The following is a 770-nucleotide window of genomic DNA, read 5'->3' as shown; positions in this document are numbered from 1 at the left end:
GCTCGGCGGGGGCTGGATCTCGTGGGCGAGGGTGACCAGGGTGACGAGGGAGAGACCCTCCGCGTCGGGCAGTCCCCGCCCGCCGGTGATGACGTAGGACCGGACGAACCCGCTGCTGACCTGCTGCTCCTCGCCCGGCGCCGTCATATCTCGCTGCCGGCGTTCTGGCGAGGAGGCGTGGTCATCGCCTTCCCCAGCGCCGTCACCTGCTGCTGCATCCGGAAGGACATCGCCTCCATGTCCACGTCGGCGGCTGCGGTGGCGGCGAGGTAGGCGCCGGTGCCCGCGGCGATGAGGAAGATCCAGCCGTCCTCGTACTCCAGGAGCGTCTGCCGCCAGCGGCCGGGGTCACGGGTGCCGATGAAGGGGGCGACGGCCCGGCTGAGGGACTGCATGGAGCTCATGGCCGCGGCGACGGTCTCCGCGTCGTCCCGGCCGATCTCGCTGGAGTTGGCGAGCAGCAGACCGTCGGCGGACACCAGGATCGCGTGCCGGGCGCCGGGTACCTGGAGCAGGTCGTTGAGCACCCAGGACAGATCGGGGTTCACTGGAACTCGGGTCCTTCCGTCGTCGTCGTGTCGCGTCCGGACCGGGTGCCGCGCTGGAACGCGCCGAGTCGGGAGGCGGTCTCCTCGTTGCTGCGCCCGGGCTGCGGTTCGGCCGAGGGCACCGCGGCGACCGGGCTCTTGCGACGACGCTTCGGCAGCCCTCCGGCGGTGGTGGTGATCTGGGCCAGCGGCTGGGTGGCGGTGTCCGGTTGGGGGGTGGGC

The 770-nt window shown here is 72.3% G+C and carries 1 protein-coding gene and 2 pseudogenes; all 3 read right to left on the bottom strand.

What is annotated here, in order from left to right; translation table 11 throughout:
* Positions 1–147 (bottom strand): annotated as a pseudogene (locus JS521_RS37125) (DUF742 domain-containing protein); the annotation flags it as partial.
* Complete coding sequence (locus tag JS521_RS35965; RefSeq protein ID WP_205087031.1) at positions 144–548, bottom strand: roadblock/LC7 domain-containing protein; 405 nt, start codon at positions 546–548, stop codon at positions 144–146. The gene JS521_RS35965 and the pseudogene JS521_RS37125, both read right to left, overlap by 4 nt.
* Positions 545–770 (bottom strand): annotated as a pseudogene (locus JS521_RS35960) (ATP-binding protein); the annotation flags it as partial. The pseudogene JS521_RS35960 and the gene JS521_RS35965, both read right to left, overlap by 4 nt.

Origin of the sequence: Streptomyces durocortorensis (genome assembly GCF_016901035.1) — a bacterium.
In the GTDB taxonomy this organism is placed as follows: Bacteria; Actinomycetota; Actinomycetes; order Streptomycetales; family Streptomycetaceae; genus Streptomyces; species Streptomyces durocortorensis.
The sequence above is the reverse complement of the archived record's forward strand: the minus strand, read 5'-3'. Positions and strand labels throughout refer to the sequence as shown.